This window comes from Microbacterium cremeum, from assembly GCF_015277855.1.
Lineage (GTDB): Bacteria > Actinomycetota > Actinomycetes > Actinomycetales > Microbacteriaceae > Microbacterium > Microbacterium cremeum.
On the sequence record NZ_CP063812.1, the window covers coordinates 3,525,220 to 3,551,071 of the forward strand.

At 71.8% G+C, this 25,852-nt stretch carries 20 protein-coding genes; 8 read left to right on the forward strand and 12 right to left on the reverse strand.

Translation table 11 applies throughout. The features are described from left to right. Window positions 1-2 precede the first annotated feature (2 nt). Window positions 3-575, reverse strand: a complete 573-nt coding sequence (locus IM778_RS15735; protein WP_194409752.1) for a DNA-3-methyladenine glycosylase I — start codon at window positions 573-575, stop codon at window positions 3-5. 179 nt (window positions 576-754) lie between these two features. On the opposite strand from IM778_RS15735, the gene IM778_RS15740 reads away from it, so the two are divergent. Beyond that, window positions 755-1,156, forward strand: coding sequence for a glucose-6-phosphate dehydrogenase (locus tag IM778_RS15740; protein WP_194409753.1), 402 nt, complete (start codon window positions 755-757; stop codon window positions 1,154-1,156). A 196-nt stretch (window positions 1,157-1,352) separates the two neighbouring features. On the opposite strand, the gene IM778_RS15745 is transcribed toward IM778_RS15740, so the two are convergent. Next, complete coding sequence (locus IM778_RS15745; RefSeq protein ID WP_194409754.1) at window positions 1,353-3,464, reverse strand: acyl-CoA dehydrogenase family protein; 2,112 nt, start codon at window positions 3,462-3,464, stop codon at window positions 1,353-1,355. Between the two features lie 207 nt (window positions 3,465-3,671). Between IM778_RS15745 and IM778_RS15750 the strand changes: the two genes are divergently transcribed. Then, window positions 3,672-4,943: a GNAT family N-acetyltransferase gene (locus IM778_RS15750; protein ID WP_194409755.1), complete on the forward strand. Its 1,272-nt coding sequence runs from the start codon at window positions 3,672-3,674 to the stop codon at window positions 4,941-4,943. Window positions 4,944-4,959: 16 nt separating this feature from the next. Here the strand turns inward: IM778_RS15750 and IM778_RS15755 are convergent, their stop codons facing one another. The 5 genes from IM778_RS15755 to IM778_RS15775 form a co-directional block, all read right to left on the reverse strand. Beyond that, on the reverse strand, window positions 4,960-6,648 hold the full coding sequence (locus tag IM778_RS15755) for a formate--tetrahydrofolate ligase (protein ID WP_194409756.1): 1,689 nt from the start codon (window positions 6,646-6,648) through the stop codon (window positions 4,960-4,962). Between the two features lie 97 nt (window positions 6,649-6,745). After that, complete coding sequence (locus IM778_RS15760) at window positions 6,746-8,131, reverse strand: glycine--tRNA ligase (protein ID WP_194409757.1); 1,386 nt, start codon at window positions 8,129-8,131, stop codon at window positions 6,746-6,748. A 149-nt stretch (window positions 8,132-8,280) separates the two neighbouring features. Beyond that, window positions 8,281-9,579 (reverse strand): glycosyltransferase, encoded by a 1,299-nt coding sequence (locus IM778_RS15765; RefSeq protein WP_194409758.1) that lies wholly within the window; start codon window positions 9,577-9,579, stop codon window positions 8,281-8,283. 67 nt (window positions 9,580-9,646) lie between these two features. Continuing rightward, on the reverse strand, window positions 9,647-10,348 hold the full coding sequence (locus tag IM778_RS15770) for a potassium channel family protein (RefSeq protein ID WP_194409759.1): 702 nt from the start codon (window positions 10,346-10,348) through the stop codon (window positions 9,647-9,649). After that, on the reverse strand, window positions 10,341-11,717 hold the full coding sequence (locus IM778_RS15775; RefSeq protein WP_420488835.1) for a TrkH family potassium uptake protein: 1,377 nt from the start codon (window positions 11,715-11,717) through the stop codon (window positions 10,341-10,343). The genes IM778_RS15770 and IM778_RS15775 overlap by 8 nt, the downstream gene beginning before the upstream one ends. Window positions 11,718-11,918: 201 nt before the next feature. Here IM778_RS15775 and IM778_RS15780 point away from each other — a divergent pair, with 201 nt between their 5' ends. After that, complete coding sequence (locus tag IM778_RS15780; RefSeq protein WP_194409760.1) at window positions 11,919-16,400, forward strand: Ig-like domain-containing protein; 4,482 nt, start codon at window positions 11,919-11,921, stop codon at window positions 16,398-16,400. Between the two features lie 96 nt (window positions 16,401-16,496). On the opposite strand, the gene IM778_RS15785 is transcribed toward IM778_RS15780, so the two are convergent. Both IM778_RS15785 and menC read right to left on the reverse strand, forming a co-directional pair. Continuing rightward, on the reverse strand, window positions 16,497-17,384 hold the full coding sequence (locus tag IM778_RS15785) for a hypothetical protein (protein WP_228484603.1): 888 nt from the start codon (window positions 17,382-17,384) through the stop codon (window positions 16,497-16,499). Next, the gene (gene menC, locus IM778_RS15790; protein ID WP_194409761.1) at window positions 17,381-18,514 is read right to left on the reverse strand and encodes an o-succinylbenzoate synthase; all 1,134 of its coding nucleotides are present in this window, start codon (window positions 18,512-18,514) and stop codon (window positions 17,381-17,383) included. Before menC ends, IM778_RS15785 begins: the two co-directional genes overlap by 4 nt. Window positions 18,515-18,619: 105 nt before the next feature. On the opposite strand from menC, the gene IM778_RS15795 reads away from it, so the two are divergent. Continuing rightward, the gene (locus IM778_RS15795) at window positions 18,620-18,826 is read left to right on the forward strand and encodes a hypothetical protein (RefSeq protein ID WP_194409762.1); all 207 of its coding nucleotides are present in this window, start codon (window positions 18,620-18,622) and stop codon (window positions 18,824-18,826) included. Window positions 18,827-18,870: 44 nt separating this feature from the next. Here IM778_RS15795 and IM778_RS15800 read toward each other — a convergent pair whose 3' ends face one another. Further along, the gene (locus IM778_RS15800) at window positions 18,871-19,047 is read right to left on the reverse strand and encodes a hypothetical protein (protein WP_194409763.1); all 177 of its coding nucleotides are present in this window, start codon (window positions 19,045-19,047) and stop codon (window positions 18,871-18,873) included. A gap of 424 nt (window positions 19,048-19,471) precedes the next feature. After that, window positions 19,472-20,422, reverse strand: a complete 951-nt coding sequence (locus IM778_RS15805; protein WP_194409764.1) for a cyclase family protein — start codon at window positions 20,420-20,422, stop codon at window positions 19,472-19,474. Window positions 20,423-20,597: 175 nt separating this feature from the next. Here IM778_RS15805 and IM778_RS15810 point away from each other — a divergent pair, with 175 nt between their 5' ends. Both IM778_RS15810 and IM778_RS15815 read left to right on the forward strand, forming a co-directional pair. After that, entirely contained in the window at window positions 20,598-21,404 is an 807-nt protein-coding gene (locus IM778_RS15810; protein ID WP_194409765.1) for an SDR family oxidoreductase, read from the forward strand. A 2-nt stretch (window positions 21,405-21,406) separates the two neighbouring features. After that, a complete protein-coding gene (locus IM778_RS15815; protein WP_228484604.1) occupies window positions 21,407-21,607 on the forward strand; it encodes a hypothetical protein in 201 nt (66 codons plus the stop codon). Window positions 21,608-21,686: 79 nt separating this feature from the next. Here IM778_RS15815 and IM778_RS15820 read toward each other — a convergent pair whose 3' ends face one another. Next, window positions 21,687-22,403 carry a GNAT family N-acetyltransferase gene (locus tag IM778_RS15820; protein WP_194409767.1) on the reverse strand — a complete coding sequence of 239 codons (717 nt, stop codon included), beginning with the start codon at window positions 22,401-22,403 and terminating at the stop codon, window positions 21,687-21,689. A 237-nt stretch (window positions 22,404-22,640) separates the two neighbouring features. Between IM778_RS15820 and IM778_RS15825 the strand changes: the two genes are divergently transcribed. Next, the gene (locus IM778_RS15825; RefSeq protein ID WP_194409768.1) at window positions 22,641-24,044 is read left to right on the forward strand and encodes an MFS transporter; all 1,404 of its coding nucleotides are present in this window, start codon (window positions 22,641-22,643) and stop codon (window positions 24,042-24,044) included. Between the two features lie 130 nt (window positions 24,045-24,174). Further along, window positions 24,175-25,776, forward strand: a complete 1,602-nt coding sequence (locus tag IM778_RS15830; RefSeq protein WP_194409769.1) for a peptide MFS transporter — start codon at window positions 24,175-24,177, stop codon at window positions 25,774-25,776. The last annotated feature ends 76 nt before the right edge of the window (window positions 25,777-25,852 follow it).

The following is a 25,852-nucleotide window of genomic DNA, read 5'->3' on the forward strand; positions in this document are numbered from 1 at the left end:
TCTCAGCGCGCGCGCCAGCACTCCTCGACGTGGTCGTCGACCATTCCGGTCGACTGCATCAGCGCGTACATCGTCGTCGAGCCGACGAAGCGGAAGCCGCGTGCCCGCAGCGCCTTGCTCATCGCGTCGGACTCCGGCGTCGTGGCCGGAACCTCGGCGAGCGCGCGCGGACGGCGGCCGGCGACCGGGGCGAACGACCACATCAGCTCGTCGAGCTCGCCCGGTGCCATCTCGACGACGAGCCGGGCATTGCCGATCGTGGCCAGGATCTTCGCGCGGTTGCGGATGATCCCGGCATCCGTCATCAATCGCTCGACGTCGGCATCGCCGAACCGGGCGACCGCCTCGGGGTCGAAACCCGCGAACACCTCGCGGAACCGCGGCCGCTTGCGGAGGATCGTGATCCACGACAGGCCCGCCTGGAACCCCTCGAGGCTCATCTTCTCGAACAGGGGCCGGTCGCCGTGCAGGGGCGTGCCCCACTCGTCGTCGTGGTAGCGGCGGTACTCGGGGTCGTCGCCGACCCACGCGCAGCGCGCGACCTCGTCGGGACCGATGCGGACGTCCGTGCTCATCGCGCCAGCCTATGTGCGCCCGCCGACGTCGCAGCGATCCCCGTCGACCCCCGCTCCATCGCCCCCAACACTCCGGTTCGGGCTGGTGAACGGACGGCGTCTCGGTTCCGGATGCCGCGTGCGTCGCTTACCTTGGAATGTCGGGCCGGCTTCGGCCCGCACAGCTGGGAGGAACCGCCGTGAAGATCGTCGCCTCGTCGGATTGGCGCGATGCCATCCCGTTCGACACGCTCGTGCTCGTCGCCGATGTCGTGCCGGGCGACCCGACGCGCTGCTTCGCCTGCGGCGCCGACTCCGAGCCCCGCCCGCGCACCGAGCTGTGGGCCTACAAGCACCGTCATCCCAAGAACCACGACGGCTACGTGCGGTTCTACTGCGCCGAGCACCGGCCGGTCATCGAGCGCCGGCCCGCGGCATCCGTCGCCCCGCCGCGCGGCGGCACGCGCGCACCGCGCCCGGCCGCCGAGCGGCGGCCCGCGAAGCCCACGATCCCGGAGCGTCAGCGCGCGATGTGCCCGAACTGCTTCGTCGAGGTCTCGGCGACCGGCGAGTGCGGCATGTGCGGCTGGTCGGGCGACTGACCCGGGGCCTGCAGGCTGAGCCGGCGCGCCGCGGGCAGAGGTAAGGGGACCGCGTCCCCAGAACGCGATCCCCCGTGAAGACCCTCCCACCGCGCGCGAAGCCCGATGGCGCGGCTGTCGGGAGGAGCCTTCACAGGGATGTGTCCGCTGTGTCGCGGTTCCTGACAGACCGCCGCGATTCGTTACCTTTTCGTGATCAGGCGCCCTGCTTCTTCTTGAGCGACTTCTCGGAGACCGGGGCGTCGCCCGACGCCGCGAGCGCGCGGTAGTACTCGCGGGCCTCGTCCTGGCGCTGCCGCTCGGCGCCCGAGGCGATGGGGGCGCGCACGTGCTCGGGCTCGAAGCCGTAGGCGTCGACGAGGTCCTGCGCGTGCGGGTGGAGCCGCGCGCACAGGCGGTCGATGTAGCGGGAGACGGATGCCGCGCGCTGGGTCGAGAGACGCCCGTTGATGAGGTACCACGCGAGGTGCTTCTCGATCAGATGCAGGCCGAACAGGTCGCGCAGCCACGTCAGCACGCGCCGGGTGCCCTCGTCGGCGATGTGGTTCACGCCATCGGTGAACGCCTCCCACTGCAGCAGCTCGCCGTGCGCACGGGCGGCCTCGATGAGCTCGGCCTGGTGGGTGTTGAACAGCGCCGCCGCCTCGGCGGGGGACAGCTTCGAGGCGGGGCGCAGTGCCGCCGCGACATCCGCCACCATCTGCTCCACGCGACCCGCGAGCAGCTCGTGCTGCTGCTCCTCGCGCAGGCCCAGCTCCACGGAGCGGGCGGTCGAGCCGAGATCGGCGACGGCCTGCCCGAGCTGACGCAGGCCGGCGCCGTGGAACAGCTTGCCCGCGGTCTGGCCGACGGCGTAGCGGGCGAGGGCCGCGGCATCCTTCCCCTTGAACTGCTTGGCGAAGTCCGACAGCAGCCGCTTGCCGACGAGCTGCAGCAGCACGTTGTTGTCGCCTTCGAAGGTGACGTAGACGTCGAGGTCCTGGTGGAGCCCCACCATGCGGTTCTCGGCGAGGAAGCCCGAACCGCCGCACGCCTCGCGCGCCTCCTGGATCGTCGCGAGGGCGTTCCAGGTGCTGAGGGGCTTGAGCGCCGCGGCGAGCGTCTCGAGGTCCTCGCGCTCGTCGGGGGTGTCGGCGCGGCCCGAGAACACGCCGTCGAACTTCTTCAGCAGCTCATCGTGGCTGAAGAACTGGGCGTAGTTCTGCGCGAGGAGGGGCAGGAGGCGCCGCTGGTGCTTGCCGTAGTCGAGCAGCACGACCTCTTCGGTGCCCGCGCCCGAATCGAACTGGCGGCGCTGGTTCGCATACGTGAGCGCGATGTGCAGGGCCAGCGCGGTGCCGGTGGTCGAGGCGCCGTCGAGCGACACCCGCCCCTGCACCAGCGCGCCGAGCATCGTGAAGAAGCGTCGGCCCGGGCTTGCGATGTCGCTGGTGTACGAGCCGTCGGCGGCGACCTGGCCGTAACGGTCGAGCAGGTTGAACCGCGGCACGCGCACGTGGTCGAACGCGAGCCGGCCGTTGTCGATGCCGTTGAGGCCGCCCTTGACGCCGTCGTCCTCGCTGACGATGCCGGGCAGCATGGCGCCCTCGTCGTCGCGGATCGGCACGAAGAAGCAGTGCACGCCGTAGTTGACCCCGCCCGTGATGAGCTGCGCGAACACCGTGGCCGCCTTGCCGTGCAGTGCCGCGTTGCCCAGGTAGTCCTTGTACGCGCCGCGGAACGGCGTGTGGATGACGAACTCCTCGGTGTCGGGGTCGTAGGTCGCGGTCGTGCCGATGGCGGCGACATCCGATCCGTGTCCGGTCTCGGTCATCGCGAACGCGCCGGGAAGGCTCAGGTCGATGACCGCCTCCAGCCACTTCTCGTGGTGCTTCTCGGTGCCGAGCTGGAAGATCGCCGACCCGAACAGCCCCCACTGGACGCCGGACTTGATCTGCAGGCTGGGGTCGGCGAGCACGAGCTCCTGGAACCCTGCGAGGTTGGCGCCGTTGTCGTTCTTCCCGCCGTACGCCTCGGGCATCGCACGGCGCGATCCGCCGTGCTCGACGAGCAGGTGCAGCTGGGTGAGCACGCGCTCGCGGTGCTCAGGCATGGGCTGGCCCTCGATGCGCCAGAACGCGGGGTCCTTGATCATCTCGCGCGCCTCGCGGCGGGTCTCGGCCCACGTGCCGAGGAGCAGATCGGTGACCGCGGCCACATCGATGCGCGGCTCGGCCGCCTCCTCCGCGGTGTGCGGTGCGGTCGGGGCGCCGCCGGCGGGCGTGCGCTTGTGGACTGCGGGCTTCTTCGTGCGGACGGCGTCGGCCATGTGCATCACCTCTCGGGTGCGACGGATGGGGTGCAAACTCCCTTCGACCGTAGAACTCCCACAACCTGGCCTCAAAGCGTCTGGTGGATACCCACAAGGTGCGGGGGTGGCGTCGGGCCGTCGGGTTGTGCGAGACGCACAGCCCGGCGCGCGACGCCTCCCCGTGGGGCCGCTGCGGGTGTCGGAGGTGCGGCGCACAATGGAGCGATGGACGGAACCCTGACGCTCGCGCCGTGGGGTCCGGGAGACCTTCCCCTGCTGCAGCGTGCCAACACGCCGGAGATGACGGCCCAGCTGGGCGGGCCCGAGACGGCGGCGCAGCTCGAGGAGCGGCACGACCGGTATCTGCGCCTGATGGCGGCGGGCGAGGCGGCCATGTTCCGCATCGAGCTCGACGGCACGCCGGTGGGCGGCATCGGCTACTGGCAGGTCGAGCACGACGGCACTCCGGCCTGGGAGACCGGGTGGAACGTCTTGCCCGAGTGGCAGGGCCGGGGCATCGCGCGCCAGGCGCTGCGCCTGCTCATCCGCGCCGTCGCCGAGCGCGGCGATCGCGACCTGCTCGTCGCATACCCCGGCGTCGGCAATGCGGCATCGAACGCCCTGTGCCGCAGCGCCGGGTTCGAGCACCGCGGATCGGCCACCGCACCGTGGCGCGGCGGCGCGCTGACCTTCAACATCTGGGTGCTCGACATGTCACCCCTCGACCTGTCCGCCCGGGTGGCCGACGTCGACGAGACGTTCACCGCTCCCGGGCTCGACCAGACGCGCTGGTGGCCGTACTACACACCTCACTGGGCGTCACGGGACGCCTCGGCCGCCCGCGTGCGGACCGGCCCGCGCGGCCTGGAACTGTCGATCGAGGACGACACCGCCCCCTGGGCTCCCGACCTCGACGGCGAGTTGCGCGTGTCGCACCTGCAGACCGGGCAGTTCTCAGGACCTGTCGGCAGCGGCATCGGACAGCACCGCTTCCGCGAGGGTCTGGTCGTGCGCGAGGAGCAGCCGGAGCGCCGGCTGTGGCTCGTGCACCACGGCGTCATCGAGGTGCGGCTGGCCGCCATCCGCCACCCCGACGCGATGGTCGCGTTCTGGCCGATCGGGTTCGAGGACCGCCCCGACGACTGCGGCGAACTGTGCATCGCCGAGATCTTCGGTCGCGACCTCGACGACGAGGGCGGCTGGGTCGGCGTCGGCGTCAAGCCGCAGAACGACCCTCGACTGCACGAGGACTTCGAGAAGATCCGCGTCGACGGCGACCTCACCGACTTCCACGACTATGCGGTCGAGTGGACCGCCGAACGCGTGCGCTTCTTCGTCGACGGCCGCTGGGTCAAGACCGTCGCCCAGCGCCTGGACTACCCGGTGCAGTTCATGCTCGACGTCTACGAGTTCCCCCGCGCGGACGGCAGTCGCGACACCGACGCCCTCCCCCACACGCTGCGGGTACAGCGCGTGCGCTCCTTCCCCGCAGCATGACCGCGCGCACCGGCGGCTAGAACAGCCCGACGATCCGCCCGTCCTCGGTGACGTCGATCGTGGTCGCGGCCGGCACCGCCGGCAGCCCCGGCATCGTCATGATGTCGCCGCAGACCATCACCACGAACCGGGCGCCGGCGGCGAGGCGCACCTCGCGGATGTCGACCACGTGGCCGGTCGGCGCACCGCGCAGCCGCGGGTCGGTCGAGAACGAGTACTGGGTCTTGGCGACGCACACCGGGTACGCGCCGTAGCCCTCGTTCTGCAGGCGCCGGATCTGCGCGCGCACCGCCGTCGAGGCCGTGACCTCGGATGCTCCGTAGATGCGGGTCGCGATCGCCGTCATCTTCTGCCACAGGGTGGCGTCGTCGGGGTAGGTGAAGCGAAGTCCGGATGCCGAGTCCGCCGCGGGCTCCGCGCACAGGCGCACGACCGCACGGGCGAGATCCTCGGCTCCGGCGCCGCCCTCGGCGAAGTGCCGCGCGACGACCGCCTCCGCCCCCGCGGCCTCGACGATCGCGACGAGCGCCGCGGTCTCGGCATCCGTGTCTTCCGCACGATGGTTGATGGCGACGACGGCGGGAATGCCGAACGTCTCGCGCACCGTCTCGAGGTGACGGCGCAGGTTGGCGGCGCCGAGCTCGACCGCCGCGACATCCTCACGGGCGAGGTCTGCCACCTCGACGCCGCCGTGGTACTTCAGCGCCCGCACCGTCGCGACGATCACGGCGGCGTCCGGACGCAGACCTGTCGACCGGCACAGGATGTCGACGAACTTCTCGGCGCCGAGGTCGGCGCCGAAGCCCGCTTCGGTCACGACGTAGTCGGCCAGCCGGAGCGCGGCATCCGTCGCGATGAACGAGTTGCAGCCGTGTGCGATGTTGGCGAACGGGCCGCCGTGCACGAACGCCGGCGTGTGCTCGAGGGTCTGCACGAGGTTCGGCGCGAGGGCGTCGCGCAGGAGCGCGGCCATCGCGCCGTGCGCGTGGAGGTCGCGCGCCCGGATCGCCGCGCGGTCGCGCGTGTATCCGACGACGATGTCGCCGAGGCGCTCCTTGAGGTCGGCGAGATCCGTCGCGAGGCAGAAGATCGCCATGACCTCGGACGCCACCACGATGTCGAACCCGCTCTCGCGCGGGTATCCGTTCGACGGGCCGCCGAGGCCCACGACCGTGTCGCGCAAGGCCCGGTCGTTGACGTCGAGCACGCGCCGCCAGGTCACGCGCCGCACATCGATGCCGAGCTCGTTGCCGTGATGGATGTGGTTGTCGATCAGCGCCGCGAGCAGATTGGTGGCCACGGCGATCGCCGGGAAGTCGCCCGTGAAGTGGAGGTTGATGTCTTCCATCGGCACGACCTGCGCGTAGCCGCCGCCCGCCGCGCCGCCCTTCATGCCGAACACCGGCCCGAGCGCCGGCTCGCGCAGGCAGATCATGGCGCGCTCACCGATGCGGGTCAGCGCGTCGCCGAGCCCCACCGTCGTCGTGGTCTTGCCCTCGCCCGCGGGTGTGGGCGAGACCGCCGTCACCAGCACGAGGCGCCCGCGCGGGCGCTCGCGCAGCGTGCGCACATGCGCCAGCGAGACCTTGGCCTTGTAGCGCCCGTACGGCTCGAGGGCGTCGTCCGGAATGCCGAGGCTCTCGGCGATCCGGGTGATCGGCCGCAGTTCGGCCCGCTGTGCGATCTCGATGTTGCTCGCGGTCACGTCCACTCCCCGTCGCGGGCTCCGTCGCCCGCATCGGCCAGCCTAGGACCGTTGCCACCGCACGGCGGAACACCGCGCGGCCGCGACGGCGGGAGCGTCAGGCTCCGCGCAGACGCTCCGCGAGGTAGGACTTGAGGCCCTCGAGCGGCACGCGCTCCTGGCCCATGGTGTCGCGGTCGCGCACGGTGACGGCGCGGTCCTCGAGCGAGTCGAAGTCGACGGTGACGCAGAACGGCGTGCCGATCTCGTCCTGGCGGCGGTAGCGGCGGCCGATGGCGCCCGCGTCGTCGAAGTCGATGTTCCACTCGCCGCGGAGGTCTTCGGCCACCTCGCGCGCGATCGGAGACAGCTGCTCGTTGCGCGAGAGCGGCAGGATCGCGGCCTTGACCGGCGCCAGGCGCGGGTCGAGCTTGAGCACCGTGCGGGTGTCGGTGCCGCCCTTCGCGTTCGGCGCCTCCTCCTCGTGGTACGCGTCGACGAGGAACGCCATCATGCTGCGGGTGAGGCCGAACGACGGTTCGATCACGTACGGGATGTACTTCTCGCCCGACGCCTGATCGAAGTACGACAGCGACTGCCCCGACGCCTCGGTGTGGCTGCCGAGGTCGTAGTCGGTGCGGTTGGCGACGCCCATGAGCTCGCCCCACTCCTTGCCGGGGAATCCGAAGCGGTACTCGACGTCGATGGTGCCGGCTGAGTAGTGCGCGCGCTCGTCCTCGGGCACGTCGAACCGGCGCATGTTCGCCGGGTCGATGCCCAGGTCGGTGAACCAGTTCCAGCACTCCTCCACCCAGTGCTCGAACCAGTGCTGCGCCTCGGCCGGCGGCGTGAAGAACTCGATCTCCATCTGCTCGAACTCGCGCGTGCGGAAGATGAAGTTGCCCGGCGTGATCTCGTTGCGGAAGGCCTTGCCCACCTGGCCGATGCCGAACGGCGGCTTCTTGCGGCTGGCGGTGAGCACGTTCGAGAAGTTCACGAAGATGCCCTGAGCGGTCTCGGGGCGCAGGTAGTGCAGGCCCGATTCGTCGTCGACGACGCCGAGGTAGGTCTTCACCAGACCCGAGAACGCCTTGGGCTCGGTGTACTGCCCCTTCGTGCCGCAGTTGGGGCACGGGATGTCGGCGAGGCCGTTCTCGGCCTTGCGGCCCTTGCGCGCCTCGAAGTCCTCGATGAGATTGTCGGCGCGGAACCGCTTGTGGCACTGCAGGCACTCGACGAGGGGGTCGGTGAACGTGTCGACGTGACCGGATGCCTCCCACACGCGCTTGGGCAGGATCACCGACGAGTCGAGCCCGACCATGTCGCCCCGGCCGCGCACGAACGTCTGCCACCACTGCCGGCGGATGTTCTCCTTGAGCTCGGTGCCGAGCGGGCCGTAGTCCCACGCCGACCGGGATCCGCCGTAGATCTCACCGGCCTGGAACACGAACCCGCGGTGGCGGGCGAGGGCGATGACTTTGTCGAGGCGGGACTGTTCGGCCACGGTGGCTCCAATGGTCGGGAAGGGGGTGCACGAAGGCGCAGGACGATCACGACGCGCTCGCAGGGCGAGCACTCGGTCCGGCGGCCGCAGACCGCGGCATCCGTCGATTCTATCGGCGTCGGGCACGCCGCCCGGGCGCCGGAGATCGCTCACGCGGTGCTGCGATGGGCCGCGTGCGCGGCCTCGATCTCGAGGAGCACCTCGAGCGCCCGCGCCGTGCCGTCCTCCTGCTCGATCGCCTCGCCGATCGCGGCCGCCTTCCCGGCGTAGCCGGGGTCGCCCACGAGCCTGCGGATGCGGTCGGTGAGCGTCTCGGCCGTCGCACGGCGGAGCGGGAGCGGCTCGGGGCCGGCGCCGAGTTCGTGGACCCGTCGCCCCCAGAACGGCTGATCGCCCAGCACCGGGCACACGAGGGTCGGCCGGCCGGCGCGCAGGCCGGCGGCCGTGGTGCCCGACCCGCCGTGGTGCACGACCGCGGCGACCCGGGGGAACAGCCAGCGGTGCGAGACCTCGTCGACGACCATGACCTCGGCGGTCGACTGCGCGTGGAGGGCTCCCCACCCGGTCGAGACCACGGCGCGCACGCCGGCCTCGAGCACCGCCTCCATCACCAGGCGGCCGCGGGCCTCGGCACCCCGCCCGAACCCCATGCTGCCGAAGCCGACGTAGATCGGCGGCGCGCCGGCGGCGAGGAACTCCTGCAGCCGCGGCGACGGAGCCGGTGCCGCCTCGGGGTCGTCGCGGAACCAGTACCCGGTGACGTGCGCCGACGCGGGGTAGTCGGCGGGCACGGGGACCACGTGACGACTGAACGGGTAGAGCACCGGAACCCGCGATCCGTCGGCCGCGTGCAAGTAGTCGCTGAAGCGGCTCATGCGCGCAAGACCGAGCTTCTCGCGACGGAACCTGTTGATCATCCCTCCGTACGCGAGCGCCGTGAAGCGGTTGAACTGGTAGCTGGCACGATTCCACGATCCCGGGAACGACCGTGCGATGAAGGGGACGGGGAAGGCCGCGGTGGGCGTCAGGAACGGCAGCGGCAGCGAGGGCACCACCGGGATGCCGAGGCGCTCGGCCACGTGCGGACCACCCAGAGCCTTCGGATGGGAGACGATGATCGTCGGCTCGACCTGTTGCGCGGCATCCCATTGCTCGTCGAGGGACTTCTTCATCGCGGCCGACATGCGCCGTGCGATCCCGAGCGCCTGGGACGGACCGCTCATGCCCGTCATGCCGGCGCGCATGACCTCGTCCATCTCGGTCGCCATGGGCAGGAACCCGGCCGGCTCCGCCACCGCGCCGCGGTACGCCTCCGGCGCGGCGAGCACCGCGGTGTGGCCCGCTCGGGCGATCCGCTCCGCGAGGGCGGCGAACGGCTCGATGTCGCCACGGGTGCCGAAGGTGAAGATGAGGACCTTCATGTCTTCCTCCTGGTCGATGATGGACATCGCCGACCAGGCTTCCCGGCACTCCGACGCATACGCTATCGCGTCGGGGGCAGGAGCGGCAGGCGACTCACAGCAGCTGGGCGAACGCCTCGGCGTCGCCGGTCTTGCCCACGACGAGGATGGTGTCGCCCGCGCGCAGCACGGTGCGGTTGTCGGCGTTGTCCCACGGGTCGTCGCCGTGCTGGAACGCCGCGATCGTGACCCCGTGCGTGCGCCGCAGTCCGGTGTCGCCGAGCGGCATGTCGAGGATCGACGACGGCGCGGGCGCCTTGACCATCGCGTAACCGGGGGCGATCTCGATGAAGTCCAGCGCGGCACCGCGCACCAGGTGCGCGACGCGGCGGCCCATATCCTTCTCGGGGTAGATCACCTTGTGCACGCCGAGCTGCTCGAGGATGAGGCCGTGCTGGTCGGTGACCGCCTTCGCCCAGATGGCGGGGATGTTCATGCTGAGCAGCACCGAGCACGTGAGGATGGATGCCGACACGTCGCCGCCGATCGCGACCACCACACGGTCGAACTCGTCGACGGCGAGCTGCTCCAAGGCCTCTCGCTTGGTGGAGTCCGCCCGGACGACCTGCGTGAGCTCGCCGTTGAGGGACTGGACGAGGTCCTCCTCCACGTCGATGCCGAGCACCTCCGTGCCCCCGGCCATCAGTTCGAGGGCGAGGGCGCGTCCGAACCGGCCCAGGCCGATGACGGCGACCGAGCCGGCCTCGGCGATGCGCCGGGAACGGTCCGTCGCGCCGAAGTGCGGGAATCTAACCAATTGCGGGCCTCTCTTTCGGGTATTCGTAGAGGATGCGCCGCTCGCGCAGCGCGATCGCGGATCCGAGGGTGAGCGGGCCGAGCCTGCCGAGGAACATCATCAGCACGAGCACGACGCGTGCGGGATCCGAGAGGTCCGTGGTGATCCCGGTCGACAGCCCCACCGTACCGAAGGCGGATACCGTCTCGAAGAGGGCCCGGTCGAGGTTCTCGCCGGTCAGGAGCATGATCGCCCCGGTTCCCGCGACCACGGCGGCGACGGCGATCAGCACCACCGTGATCGCCTGCCGGTGCACGGCGCGAGACAGCCGCTTCCCGAAGATGTTCACGGCGCCCTCGCCGCGCAGCTCGGTGAGCATGATGAAGAAGAGCACCGCGAACGTGGTGACCTTGATGCCGCCCGCGGTTCCCGCGGGGCCGCCGCCGATGAACATCAGCACGTCCATGCCGAGCCAGGTCTCGTCGTGCAGGGCGCCGATGTCGACGGAGTTGAAGCCGGCGGTGCGCGTCTGCACCGACTGGAAGAACCCGGCCATCACGCGCACGGCGGGGTCGAGGCGGCCGAGCGTCGCAGGGTTGCTCCACTCGATGACGGTGATGTACACCGTGCCGGCGACCAGGAGCGCGGCCGTCGCCGCCAGCACGAGCTTCGTGTTCATGGCCCAGTGCAGCGGATGCCGGAACTCCCGGCGCAGCTGCATGATCACCGGGAAGCCCAGGCCGCCGAGGATGATCGCGATGGCGATCGGCAGGCAGATGAAGGGGTCCGCCACGAATCGCATGAGGCTGTCGCCGTAGAGCGAGAAGCCCGCGTTGTTGAACGACGACACCGCGTGGAACACGCTGTGCCAGGCGGCATCGCCCGGTGAGTAGCCGTACTGGAACACGAATCGCAGGAACAGCGGCACGAACACCGCCGCCTCGATGATCACCGAGATCAGCACGATGCCCCGGACGACGCCGCGCACGTCCTCCAGCCCCAGCGCCTTGGCCTCGGTCGCCGCGTTCAGCCGCGATCTCACCGAGAGCTTGCGTGCCAGCAGCAGCCCGATCAGCGACGCGAAGATCATGATGCCGAGGCCGCCGAGCTGGATCAGCAGCAGGATCACGGCCTGACCGAATCCCGACCAGTAGGTCGGGGTGTCGACGACGACGAGCCCGGTCACGCACACCGCGCTGGTCGCGGTGAACAGCGCCTCGACGAAGGAGGCGCCACCCGGACCGGCCTTCGCGATGGGCAGCATCAGCAGGACGGTGCCCGCCGCGATGGCCGCTCCGAAGCCCACCACGACCGCCTGGGCGGGGTGGAGCCGGAACCGCACCACGGCCGATCGCCGACGGGCGGACACCTCGGGGGAACGTCGACGCACTCCGACAACGTAGTGCCGTCCGGGCCGCGGACGCCCGCGCCCTCACGGAATCCTCACGGCCGGGGCGCTTCTCGCCCGATCAGGCGCCTGTCCCCCAAATGGGGGATACCGCCGCACAGCACGCCGCGGCTAGGTTCCGATCGGGGGTCACCGCCCGGCAACAGGCAGCCGGACCGGGATAGAGCTCCACGTGGGGGAACAATGAAGCGCTCTCTGTTCGCGTCGGCTGCGGCTGCACTCGCCCTGGTGATCGGAACGGTCGGCGCCGTCGCGCCCGCCGCCGCCGCACCACCGACAGACCCGTGGAGCGGGTCTGCAGGAGGCGAGGTCGCCAATGTCACCACGACCGCGGTCGGCCTGAACGTCGCGGACCTCGGGATCGCGACGAGCTCCGCCACGGCGAGCTCGACGGCGACGCCGCGCGCGGTGTCGAGTTCGAGCAACCTGTCGGTCGCCGCCGTCGGACTGCCCATCTCGGTCAGCACGAACTCGGTGTCGGCGCCGCCGGATGCGGGTCCCGTCGCGGGCGGCATCGCGGCGGCGGTCACGGGCCTCATCGACATCGGCGCGATCACCACGCTCAACGAAGCCCACTGGGGCCTCGACACCGCGTGCGTCACCGACGGCGTGCTGTCGTCGGCGACCACGCAGACCGCCGGGGTCGGCGTGCTGCCCGCACTCAACGGCGGCATCGTGAGCCTGGGCGTGTCCGAGACCACCGGCCAGACCAGCCTCGTCAACAACTCCGGCCTCAACTACGGCGTTCAGAGCGTCGCGGACGGAACGGTCGCGGGGATCAGCATCCTCGGCGGCACCGTGACCGTGGCGGTCGCCGGCGAGACGACCCTCACGGCCACGGCCACGGGCACCTCCGCCGGCACGGTCGACTACTCGCCTGCCACCGTCACCGTCACCGGCCCGTCCGGCAGCGTGACGCTGACGCCGGCGGCCCCGACCACGACCATCAACATCCTGGGCGTCGGCTCGGTCACGGTCAGCCTCAACACCCCGAGCGTGACGACGACGGCGACATCGGCATCCGCGTCCGTCTCGCTTCTCACGATCGGCGTGCGGCTTCCGGCCGCGCCGTTGCCCGCCGTGACGCAGGCCACCGTCGACGTGCTGCCCCTGCAGGCTTCTGCCACGGCTCCGGCCGGCGGCATCGACTGCCCGCCGCCCGCCCCGGTCATCACGGTTCCCGCGAGCGGCGCGACTACCAGCGCCACCCCGACGATCGCGGGAACCGCGACGCCGGGATCGACGGTCGAGGTCTTCATCGACGGCGCCTCCATCGGCACGACGACGGCCGACGGCTTGGGCGACTGGACGATCGACGTCACGACGCCGCTCGCCGAGGGCCCCCACACCGCCACCGCGACGGCGACGGTCGCCGATCAGGTCTCGCCGCCATCGGCCCCGGTGCCCTTCACGGTCGACGCCACGGCACCGCCGGCACCGGTCATCACCATCCCGGCCGACGGCGACGTGCTCAACGACAACACGCCCGACATCACCGGAACGGCCGAGGCGGACTCCACGGTCACGGTGTACATCGACGACGTGCTCGCCGGCACGACCACCGCCGACGGTTCAGGCAACTGGACGTTCACCGCGCCCGCTCCGCTCGCGGACGGCGCGCACACGGTGGTGGCGACGGCGACGGATGCCGCGGGCAACGTCAGCCCGGACTCGAACCTCGTGAACTTCACGATCGACACCGTCGCGCCGGAGCCCCCGGTGATCACGAGCCCGGAGGACGGGGCCTCCGTCGGCACCGCGACTCCGACGTTCGTGGGGACCGCCGAGGCGGGCTCGACGGTCGACGTCATCGTGGACGGCGCCTCGATCGGCACCACCACCGCCGACGGCTCCGGCGACTGGGAGCTCACCGCGCCCGCTCCGCTCGCGGACGGCCCGCACACGGTGGTGGCGACGGCGACGGATGCCGCGGGCAACGTCAGCCCGGACTCGAACCTCGTGAACTTCACGATCGACACCGTGGCGCCCGCCGCGCCCGTCATCACCAGCCCCACCGAGGGTGAGGTGCTCAGCGACAGCACGCCCGACATCACCGGCACCGCCGAGCCCGACTCGACGGTCACCGTGATCATCGACGGTGTCGACGCCGGCACCACCACCGCCGACGGCTCCGGCAACTGGATCTTCACCCCGGCGGCCCCGCTCGCCGACGGTCCGCACGTGGTCACCGCCACAGCCACCGATGAGGCCGGCAACACCGGCCCCGAGGCCACCCCGGTGAACTTCGTGATCGACACCGTGGCGCCCGCCGCGCCCGTCATCACCAGCCCCACCGAGGGTGAGGTGCTCAGCGACAGCACGCCCGACATCACCGGCACCGCCGAGCCCGACTCGACGGTCACCGTGATCATCGACGGTGTCGACGCCGGCACCACCACCGCCGACGGCTCCGGCAACTGGATCTTCACCCCGGCGGCCCCGCTCGCCGACGGTCCGCACACGGTGGTGGCGACGGCGACGGATGCCGCGGGCAACGTCAGCCCCGACTCGAACCTCGTGAACTTCACGATCGACACCGTGGCGCCCGCCGCGCCCGTCATCACCAGCCCCACCGAGGGTGAGGTGCTCAGCGACAGCACGCCCGACATCACCGGCACCGCCGAGCCCGACTCGACGGTCACCGTGATCATCGACGGTGTCGACGCCGGCACCACCACCGCCGACGGCTCCGGCAACTGGATCTTCACCCCGGCCGCCCCGCTCGCCGACGGCCCGCACGTCGTCACCGCCACAGCCACCGACGAAGCCGGCAACACCGGCCCCGAGGCCACCCCGGTGAACTTCGTCATCGACGCGACCGCTCCGGCGCCGCCGGTGATCGTGAGCCCCGCTGACGGGTCGTCGGTGAACACGACGACCCCGACGATCTCGGGAACGGCCGAGGCGGACGCCTCCGTCGAGGTGTTCGTCGACGGGGCGTCGATCGGCACCACCACCGCGGACGGCTCCGGCAACTGGTCGATCGTGCCGCCCGTCCCGCTGGAGGAGGGCGCGCACACGGCCGTCGCCACCGCGACCGACTCGGCGGGCAACACCAGCGACCTGTCGAACGTCGTCGGCTTCACCGTCGACACGACCGCACCCGCAGCGCCGGTGATCACGAGCCCGGCGGACGGCTCCAGCGTCGACACCGCGACGCCGCCGATCTCGGGCACCGCCGAGCCGAACTCGACGGTCACGGTGATCATCGACGGCGTCCCCGCCGGCACGACCCCCGCCGACGGCTCCGGCAACTGGACCTTCACCCCGCCGGCCCCGCTGGCCGAAGGCCCCCACACGGCGGTCGCGACCGCGACGGACGCCGCCGGCAACGTGAGCCCCGAGTCGAACACCGTGGGCTTCACGGTCGACCTGACGGCCCCCGCGGCCCCGGTGATCACGAGCCCGACGGAAGGCGAGCTGCTCAGCGACAGCACGCCCGACATCACGGGCACCGCCGAGGCGAACTCCACCGTCACCGTCATCATCGACGGCGTCCCGGCCGGCACGACCACGGCCGACGGCTCCGGCAACTGGACGTTCACCCCGGGCACGCCGCTGGCCGACGGCCCGCACACCGTCACCGCCACGGCGACCGACGAAGCCGGGAACACCGGCCCCGAGGCGACGCCGGTGAACTTCGTCATCGACGCCACGGCCCCCGCGGCCCCGGTGATCACGAGTCCGGCCGAGGGTGAGGTGCTCGGCGACAGCACGCCCGACATCACGGGCACCGCCGAGCCGAACTCGACGGTCACGGTGATCATCGACGGCGTCCCCGCGGGCACGACCACCGCCGACGGCTCCGGCAACTGGACGTTCACGCCCGGTGCACCGCTGGCCGACGGCCCGCACACCGTCACCGCGACGGCGACCGACGAAGCCGGGAACGTGAGCCCGCCGGCAGACGAGGTGTCGTTCACGATCGACACGATCGCACCCGCGGCCCCGGTGATCACGAGCCCCACGGAAGGGCAGCTGATCGGCGACAGCACGCCCGACATCACCGGCACCGCCGAGCCGAACTCCACCGTCACCGTCATCATCGACGGCGTCCCCGCCGGGACCACCACCGCGGACGGCTCCGGCAACTGGACGTTCACCCCGGGCACGCCGCTGGCCGACGGCCCGCACACCGTCACCGCCACGGCCACCGACGAAGCCGGCAACACCGGCCCCGAGGCGACCCCGGTGTCCTTCATCATCGACACGACTCCGCCCGCAGCCCCGGTCATCACCAGCCCGACCGATGGCCAGTCGCTCACCGACAACACGCCCGACATCACCGGCACCGCCGAGCCGAACTCGACGGTCACGGTGATCATCGACGGCGTCCCCGCGGGCACGACCACCGCCGACGGCTCCGGCAACTGGACGTTCACGCCGACCACGCCGCTCACGAACGGCGAGCACACCATCACCGCGACCGCGACCGACGAAGCCGGCAACACCGGTCCCCAGGCCACCCCGATCACCGTGACGATCGCCGTCACGTCGGGCGGCGGGGGCGGGGGCTCCACCGGCGGCGGCTCCACCGGCGGCGGCACCGGCAGGCTGCCCGCCACGGGAGGCGCCGATCCGCTCGGCGGACTGCTGCCTGCGGGGCTGTTGCTGCTCCTCGGCGGCCTGGCCATCGCGGCCGCCGCGCGGCGACGCGTGAGCTGACACCGAGCACGCATGGCCGGTCACCGTCGGGTGGCCGGCCATGCGCGTTCCCGGGCCCGGGCGCGTGACGCGCGGCGGGTCGTTCGCTCGCGCGACTCAGCCGCCGAAGCCGCACCACGCGGCGACCCACGAGAGGATCTCGCCCCGCATCCGGTCGCCCACGAACAGCTCGATCTCGCCGGGTCGGCCGTCGAGCTCGATCCGCACGTCGAAGATCGTGCCGCGCTTGTCCTCCTGCACGGCGTGCGGGTCGCAGCGCAACGGCACGAGCGGAAGCTCGACGACGCTCGGCCCGGCGCCCGGTTCGATCTCCAGGTCCAGCGGGTAGGCGCCGGCGACGGTCGCCCCGCCGAAGTCGATCAGGTTGGTGCGCTGCACGCCGACGATCGTCGCGGCGCCGTCGCCCGTCGGCACGACCGTGAGCTCGAGCGCGGCAGGATCGCCGGGAGCGGATGCCGTGAACCCGGTGAAGGCGAGGGTCGCGGCATCCGTCAGCCGTTCCTTCAGGCACTCGCGGGCGTGGAGCGGCGCCACGAAGCCGAGCGGATCGGACGCGGATGCCGTGACCTCGGTGCTGCCGTCGTCGGCGAGGAGCTCGAGCACGACCACGGGCTCGCCGTCGTCCGAGGCGTCGCAGTCGACCGCGGCGAGCTGCACGCGCACATCGACGCTGCGGCCCGCCGGCACGGTGCTCGTCCGCCCTGCGACGACGCGCGCGGCGGGCGCGCCGAACCGCGGATCCTCGACGCGCACGTCGCCGATCGTGATCGCCGAGCCGGATCCGTTCGTGACGTGCACCTGCGCGTGCCGCGGGGCGACGTCGGCGCGCAGCTGGATGAGCTCGACCGTCACCCCCGGCGGCAGCGTCGGCTCGACGGCCGGCGCGTCGCCCGGGGTGCCGCAACCGGCCAGCATGAGCACCGCCCCCACCCACGCGGCTCCTGCGCCGAGCGGCCACCGCTGCCGGCGGCGTGGCGTGTTCACCGCGCGAGGGTCTCGCGCGCGACGGTGAAGTCGTCGAGCGCGACGGGGTCGATCTCGATGCCGAGGCCGTGGCCGGTCGGCACCCGCACGCGCCCGTCCTCGAGCACCGCCGGCTCGGTCACGATGTCGCGGGCGTAGAAGCGGCTCGACGCCGACACGTCGCCGGGCAGCGTGAACCCCGGCAGCGCCGCGAGCGCCGCGTTCGCCGCGCGGCCGATGCCGGTCTCGAGCATGCCGCCGCACCACACCGGCACGCCGGCCGCGTGGCAGCGGTCGTGGATCCGCAGCGCCTCGAGGTATCCGCCGACGCGTCCGGCCTTGATGTTGACGACGGATGCCGACCCCAGCGCGAGTGCATCGGCCGCGGCCTTGTCGGACACGATGGATTCATCCAGGCACACCGGCGTGTGCAGGCGCCGCGCGAGCGTCGCGTGGTCGACGAGGTCGTCCTCCTGCAACGGCTGCTCGATGAGGAGCAGGTCGAAGCGGTCGAGCTCGGCCAGGGTGTCGGCATCCGCCATCGTGTAGGCGGAGTTCGCGTCGACCTGCAGCGGGATCGCGCCGAAGGCGTCGCGCACGGCCGCCGTGTCGGCGACGTCGCGCCCGGGCTTGATCTTGATCTTGATGCGCACATATCCCTCGTCGAGGTAGGCGCGGACGGTGTCGACGAGGGCTGCCGGATCGCGCTGGATGCCGACCGACACCCCGCTCGGCACGCGGTCGCGCACCGCACCGGCGTACTCGGCGAAGCTGCGCCCCTCGGCGCGCAGCGCCGCGTCGAGCACCGCGAGTTCGAGTCCCGCCTTCGCCATGCGGTGCCCCTTGAACGGTTCGAGCACCTCGGCGACCTCGTGCGGGGCGACGCGATGGCGGTCGAGCAGGGCCGGCGCGAAGAAGCGCAGCGCGACATCCCACGCCCCCTGCGTGTACTCGCTCGAGTACAGCGGGTCGGCCTGCGTCACGATCTCGCCCCAGCCCTCGCCGTCCGCGGTGAGGGCGCGCACCACGATGACCTCGCGCACCGTCTCGGTGCCGAACGACGTGGTGAACGGCGCGACGAGCGGCAGGTGCAGCACGCGCAGCTCGACACTTTCGAGGGCGACGGATGCCGTGGGCCGGGCGATGGGCATGCGCTCAGCGTACGCCCGCCGCACGGCCCGCTCCGAGCGCGAACAGGCACACCGCGGCCACGGCAGGCTGGGAAGCCGCACATGTGCGGCGGGTACGTTCTGGGGATGACCCGTCCCGTCCCCCGCCGCGAGCAGACGCCCGACGAGCAGCGTGCTGCCCGCGACAAGCGCTGGGCGCAGAACAAGAGCATGCACTGGCGGCCGAACGCGCCGACCGCCGACACCCAGGTCAACGCGGACGACGAGGACCGGGCGCGTGGCGCGAAGCCCACCGACATCCCCTCGCGCGCGCCCGCCGACGACTCCGACTGACACGCGCGCCGGACACCCGCGCCGACGGGCGCCGGGCGCCCGGATCAGTGAGCGAAACGCGTGGGCGCGGCGGGGTCGCGGCGCACCGGCGTGTAGGTCGATCGCGCGACGCGCGGGCGCCGGCGCCGCGGCTCGGCCGAGACCACGCGGACGGCGACGCGGTCGACCGGCCGCAGCGCGTCGCTCAGCGCCGCGATCAGGGTTTCGATGTGCTCTCGCATGGCTCCTCCTCTGTTCAGTGAGAAGGAGTGCGAACGCGCCTGCTAGATACCACCGCTCCCGCACCGGTCGTCGACCGAGCGGCGCCAGGCCCCCACCGGTCATCGACCGAGCGACGCCAGCCCTCCCCTCCCGGTCGTTGAGCGAGCGGCGCCAGCCCTGCCCCCCGGTCGTCGAGCGAGCGGCGCCAGCCCGCCCCACCGGTCGTTGAGCGAGCGAGCGCCAGCCCTCCCCCACCGGTCATTGAGCGAGCGAGCGCCAGCCCTCCCCTCCCGGTCGTTGAGCGAGCGACGCCAGCCCTCCCCTCCCGGTCGTTGAGCGAGCGACGCCAGCCCCCCGGTCGTTGAGCGAGCGAGCGCCAGCGAGCGAGACGAAACGCCCCGGACCCGCGAGAACACTCAGAGCGTTTCGACTCGCTGCGCTCGCTCAGCGCGCGGGCGCGGGAAGCTCCGCGAACGCCCGAACCGGGAACGTGCCGAAGCCCTCGACCGCGGGCGGCGCCGCGCTGAAGCGCGCGCCGCGCGCGGGCACGGCGCCGAGGTTCGTGAGGTGCTCGACGACGTGCACCCCTGCGCCGAGCAGCAGCGAATGGGCCGGCCGTTCTCCGCCGGACTCGGTGTCGTCGATGTTGAGCGAGTCGATCCCCACCAGCATCGCGCCCTGGTCGATGAGCCACTGCGCACCCTCGCCCGTGAGGAAGGGAGCGCCGGCGCCGTACTCCGGCCGGCCGAACCAGCGGTCCCAGCCGGTGTGCAGCAGCACAGCCGCCCCGCGCACGTCACGATCGGCGAGCGTCTCGGGACGGATGCCTCGCCTCGAGGAGTCCCACGCGTCCTCGAGGTGGAAGACCTCGGCGCGCAGGCCGACGAGCGTCGAGAGATCGAGTCCCGCGAGGTCGGGACCCTGCGCGTAGCGGTGGAACGGCGAGTCGAGATAGGTGCCGGTGTTGCCGATCATCGTGATGACGTCCATCGCGAACTCGGTGCCCGGCGCGTACCGGGCGCGCGAGTCCTCGCGTGTGAGGTGCGGCGTGATCGTCGGCGCGGGGAGCCCCGGGTAGGTGACGAGTCCGGCCCGGATCGGGTGGCTCAGGTCGACGACGCGGCCGCGGGCCGTGGGGACCGTCCCCTCCGTCGGCGTCGAGGCGTCGACGCCGCGACTGCCGCGATGCGGCTCTTCGACGATCCGCAGCCCGCGCAGCTCGACCTCGTCGACCAGCGCCAGCCCGAGGTGGGTGACGAGAAGGCGCCCGATCTCGTCCTCGGCGAGGTCGGGCGAGGGCAGGTCGAGCCGGAAGCCGGTGCCCGACATCCCCCCGCCGTTGGCGAAGCGGATGTCGAAGTCGAAGTGTGCGCGGTACTCGGTGTGGGCAGGCATGGCGAGAGCCTAGGGGCCCGCGGTTCACCTGCAGGAGACATGACGTCCCGCAGGACGAAGTGGGCAGGATCCGTCCGCGGAAGGGCAGTTCTCCTGCGGCCCCGCCGCAGTAGCCGCTCGGCCCCGGGAGGGCAACCCCGTGCCGGCAGAACGGTCCGGCGCCTAGCGTCGCCATATGGGCACCTTCGACTTCGCTCCCCGGCGCGTGATCGTGACGGCGTCGGACTCCGGCATCGGCCGGGCCACCGCCCTGGCGCTCGCCGACGCAGGCATGGACGTGGGCATCACGTGGCACAGCGACCAGGAGGGCGCAGAGCGCACCGCGGCGGCCGTGCGCGAACGCGGCCGCACCGCCGAGGTGACACGGTTCGACGCGACCGACCTCGAGCGCGTCGCGCCGACGCTCGACGACCTCGTCGAGCGTCTCGGCGGCATCGACGTGTTCGTCAACAACGCCGGCGGCGGCTCAGGCGGGTCGTTCCTCGACGTGTCGATCGAGGACTGGCGGCGCATCGTCGCGCTGAACCTCGACGGCGCCTTCGTCGGTCTGCAAACGGCGGCGCGGCACATGGTGCGCGCGGGCCGCGGCGGACGCCTCATCGCGATCACGAGCGTGCACGAGTCGCAGCCGCGCGTCGGCTCGGCCGCGTACGTCGCCGCCAAGCACGGGCTCGGCGGTCTCGTCGCGACGATGGCGCAGGAACTCGGCGAGTACGCGATCACCGCGAACGCCGTCGCACCGGGCGAGATCGCGACGCCGATCAACGCCATGGAGTCCGAAGACGCCGAGCACACGCATCGACCCGGAATCCCGCTCGGCCGCCCGGGCAGGCCCGAGGAGGTCGCGGCGGTGGTCGCGTTCCTCGCCTCACCGTCCGCCGGCTACGTCACGGGCGCCAGCTGGAGCGTCGACGGCGGGATGCTGCAGATGGGCCCGCAGGCCGGCTCGCACTTCACCAGCGACGCGTGGCGAGAAGGATGACGATGGACGCTGAAGACACCACGGGTATGACGGACGAAGAGAAGCGGCGCGACCAGCTCACCTCAGCGCCCGACGCAGTCGAATCCGACGCCGATCCGCGCATCGACGTCACGCATCGCGACGGCGTGACGCGGATCGACATCCGCGACGACGCCGACGTGCGGCCCGGCGACCCCACCAAGGATCCGCCACCCGGTCGTTGAGCGAGCGAGCGCCAGCGAGCGAGACGAAACGCAGTGAGGTCTCGCGAACGCCCCAGCCGTTTCGTCTCGCTTCGCTCGCTCAACGACCGCGGACGAACAGGTAGCCGCGCTCGTCGTCGAAGCCGCCGATGGCGAGGCCGTCGGCCACATGCCCGAGCACGGCGTCGCGCACGCGCAGGCGCCAGGCCGCGGCATCCGTCGGCGCCTCGCGACGCATGGACTCGATGTCGTGCGGGATCGCGACCGACGCGACCACGCGATCGGCGCCCGGGGTCGGCGCGGGCGGCGCGGCGAGCGCCCACGACACCATGATGCGGTCGGTCTCGTCGCCGCGATTGACGCCGTCGTCCATGGGTCCGTAGTGGTTGACGAGGTACTCGGTCACACGGGTGCCGAGCACGCGCAGGTTGAAGTGGGCGTTGCGGGCGACGAGCGGATCGAAGGTCCACGTGATGTGACCGACGTCGCGCGCGAGCGCCCACTCGCGCTGATGCTGCTTCAGCAGGCGACCGAGGCCGTGCGCCTGGCGATCGGGCAGCACACCCGTGATGTGACTGTGCATCGAACGCGCGGCGGGGGCGGCGAAGAAGGCGACGGAGGCCCCGACCATGTCATCACCCTCGTACAGGCCGACCGCGTAGTTGCCCGCGTGGGCGAGGGCGCGCAGCAGGTTCGGCGGCATCCCGCCGCGGTCGCCGCCCCACACGTCGGCGAGCACGTCGGACGCGCGGAACACCTCCTCGACGGTGTCGAGCGGACGGATCTCGATGCCCGGCGGGGTCGCGGTGTCGGCCATTCCTCCAGTCTGCACCCGCCCCCGCGCGCGCAACTCCTGAACTTCTGCTTCCACCGCGTCGTCGCGGCACGGAGCCCCGCGGGCGACGTCGACCGCCCGCGCGATTCCTCAGGAGTTGCGTACGGGACGGCCGGACCGCCGCGCGGCCCGACGGCGTCCGAGCCCACCCCTCGAAGCCGCCGATAGCCTGGACCGATGGGTGCAGGTGACGAGGACGCGAGACGTCGACTCACCCGGATGCCTCGGCAGGGCGCCATCGTGGCGGTGCTGGCCGTGGCGGGCCTGTGCTCGTCGTTCATGTTCACCCTCATGGTGCCGATCCAGTCGAAGCTGCCCGAGCTGCTCGATGCCAGCCGCGAAGACACCGCCTGGGTCGTGACCTCGACGCTGCTCGCGGCCGCGGTGATCACGCCGATCTCGGGGCGCCTCGGCGACATGTACGGCAAGCGCCGCATCCTGCTCGTGCTCGTGGCCGTGATGATCGTGGGCTCCGTCATCGCGGCGCTGTCGCCCGGGATCGTCGGCATCGTCGTCGGGCGCACGCTGCAGGGCGCGATCGTCGGCGTCGTGCCGCTCGGCATCTCGATCATGCGCGACGTGCTCCACGAGGACCGCGTCGACGCCGCCATCGCGTTCATGAGCGCGACACTCGGCGTGGGCGGGGCGCTCGGCCTGCCGATCAGCGCCGTGGTCACCGAGCGCAGCGACTGGCACATGCTGTTCTGGATGGCGGCGGGCCTCGGCGTCGTCGTGTTCGGGCTCGTGATCTGGATCGTGCCGGTGAGCGTGCTGCGCACTGCCGGACGCTTCGACTTCGTCGGCGCGGCCGGGCTCGCGGTGGGCCTGGTGGGCGTCCTCCTGGCGATCTCGCGCGGCAACGAATGGGGCTGGGGGTCGCCGGCCGTCCTCGTCTCGGGCCTGGGCGGACTCGCGGTGCTGCTGCTGTGGGGCTGGTTCGAGCTGCGCATCGCCGAGCCGCTGCTCGATCTCCGGGTCGCGGCCCGGCCCGCCGTGCTCCTGACCAACATCGCGTCGGTCGCGATGGGGTTCTCGCTGTTCGCGTCGAACGTCGTCTACCCGCAGATGCTCGAGCTGCCGGTCGCCACCGGCGCGGGGTTCGGGCTCTCGCTGCTCGCGGCGAGTCTCGTGGTCATGCCGTCGGGCATCGTGATGATGCTCCTCTCCCCCGTCGCGGGCCGCATCGCGCAGCGCACCGGGCCCAAGCTGCTGCTTCTTCTCGGCGCCGTCTCGCTGATCGTCGCGTACGGCTTCACGCTGCTGTGGTCGACCGAGGTCTGGCAGCTCGTCGTCGCGAACATCCTCATCGGCGCGGGCATCGGCTTCGGCTACGCGTCGATGCCGATGCTCATCATGCGCTCCGTGCCCCAGAGCGAGACGGGCGCGTCGAACGGGCTGAACGCGCTGTTCCGCTCGCTCGGCACGAGCACGGCCGCCGCCGTCGTCGGGGCGGTGCTCGCGAGCTACTCCGTGGACTTCGAGGGCGTGCCGGTTCCGACCCCCGACGGCTTCACGCTGTCGCTGATCCTCGGTGGCGGCGCCGCGGTCGTGGCCCTGGTCATCGCGGTGTTCATCCCGTCCCGGCGCGCGCCGGAGGAGCGGCATCCGTCGCTGCCGGAGTGAAGTCGCCCGCTCGCCGGGCACGAACCGCCCACCGTGGCGGCCGTGTGCGACAGGCGACACACCCTACTGACGGCGGCCCGGCGCGACCGCTAGCCTGACGTCATTGTCGGGGGGCGACGGGAGCACGCGCATGGACGGGCGGGATCAGGACCGGCGGGACGAGCCCGAGCAGGTGCCGGTGGGGGCGCCGGACGGCGCGACGGCGGCGGCGGTCCCCTCGACCCGGGGCGGTGAGGCGGCGGCACGCGCGAGCGGAACCGACGCGGCCGGCACCACTGCTCCCGCGGACGGCGGCGACCACGACACGCGGTTCTTCGGCCAGCCGTGGGCACTCGCGCACATCTTCGGCGTGGAGATGTGGGAGCGGTTCAGCTTCTACGGCATGCAGGGCATCCTGCTCCTCTACATGTACTACTCGGTCGCCGAGGGCGGGCTCGGGATCGACGAGGCCGTCGCGACCGGCATCGTCGGCGCGTACGGCGGCACCGTCTACCTCTCGACCATCCTCGGCGCGTGGGTGGCCGACCGCATGCTCGGCTCGGAGCGCGTGCTGTTCTACAGCGCGATCGTCATCATGGCGGGGCACGTCGCGCTCGCCGTGCTCCCGAGCACATGGGGCCTCGGCATCGGCCTGGTGTTCGTCGCTGTCGGCTCGGGCGGCCTCAAAGCCAATGCGACCTCGGTGGTCGGCACGCTCTACGCCGAGAAGGACCCGCGCCGCGACGCAGGCTTCTCGCTGTTCTACCTCGGCATCAACCTCGGCGCCTTCTTCGGTCCGATCGTCACGGGGGCGCTGCAGTCGTCGATCGGCTTCCACGCCGGATTCGCCGCGGCCGCGGTGGGCATGGCGCTGGGCCTGCTCCAGTACTCGTTCGGGCGCAAGCAGCTGCCCGAGTCGTCGCGCGTGGTGCCCAATCCGCTGCCGCACGACCGGCGGCTCATCGTCGCCGGCGTCGCCGTCGCGGGGCTCATCGTCATCGCCGCGCTCGTGCTGCTGGGGGTGGTGCGTGCCGACAACCTCGCCGGCATCGTGATCCTGGTCACGCTCGTGGCAGCGGTCGCCTACTTCGCGGTGATCCTGTCGTCGCGTGCGATCAGCGGCACCGAGCGGTCGCGCGTGTACGGCTTCATCCCGCTGTTCATCGTGAACGTCGGCTTCTGGTCGCTGTACCAGCAGCAGTTCACGGTGCTGACGCTCTACTCCGACAAGCAGCTGAACCGCGACATCTTCGGCTGGGAGATGCCGGTGTCGTGGGTGAACTCGATCAACCCGATCTTCGTCATCATCCTGTCGGGCGTCTTCGCCGCGATCTGGACCAAGATGGGCACGCGCCAGCCCTCCACCCCGGTGAAGTTCGCACTCGGCGCGATCATCATGGGCATCGCGTTCCTGCTGTTCCTGCCGTTCGCGAACGGCGCGCCGAACTCCACACCGCTGCTCGCGATCGTCGGCATCCTGCTCGTCTTCACCATCGCCGAGCTGTTCATCTCGCCCGTCGGCCTGTCGGCGTCGACCAAGCTCGCGCCGCAGCGGTTCCACACGCAGATGGTCGCGCTGTACTTCCTGTCGGTCGCGCTGGGCACGTCACTGGCGGGCTGGCTGGCGCAGTTCTACGACCCGGCGAACGAGGTGCCGTACTTCACCATCCTCGGATTCATCTCGATCGGCCTCGGCATCGCGCTGTGGTTCTCGGTGAAGCCGGTGCTCGCGATGATGCGGGGGGTGCGGTGAGCATCCGCGGGTCTGGGGCGAAGCCCCAGTAGGCACTGTGCGGTGACGGATGCCGCGGGCCGCGCTCATAACCGGC